Raw genomic sequence first — 322 nt, forward strand, 5'->3', positions numbered from 1 at the left:
GTTTTTTTTGAAGGCAAAACAATTCCTTGTATATCTTTAAAAGGCCAAAAAGTTTTCCATTCAGGTTATGAATTAAGAGATAAAGATAAGCATGATATTTCAATTCTTGAAAGTTTATCAAAATAACATCGCTGTAATTTCTAAGATAAATTGCAGTTTGTCGGTACGAAGAAAAAGGTGCAAAAATGTATTGATAAGATTAGCGGTCAAGGCGAGAGGGAGTGAGGTGTAGATATTGACATCAAAAAGGCACTCCCTTATACTTGAGAGAAAAAGGTAAAAAAAACTCATTGATAAGATTAGCGGTCAAGGCGAGAGGGAG

1 protein-coding gene is annotated in these 322 nt (G+C 33.9%); it reads left to right on the top strand.

The window, feature by feature from the left end; translation table 11 throughout:
* On the top strand, window positions 1–126 hold a 126-nt coding region (locus tag PZH32_RS12180), incomplete at its 5' end, for a nucleotidyltransferase domain-containing protein (RefSeq protein WP_428994046.1).
* Between the last annotated feature and the right edge of the window lie 196 nt (window positions 127–322).

It is taken from the genome of Adlercreutzia equolifaciens, assembly GCF_029076695.1.
Lineage (GTDB): Bacteria > Actinomycetota > Coriobacteriia > Coriobacteriales > Eggerthellaceae > Adlercreutzia > Adlercreutzia equolifaciens_A.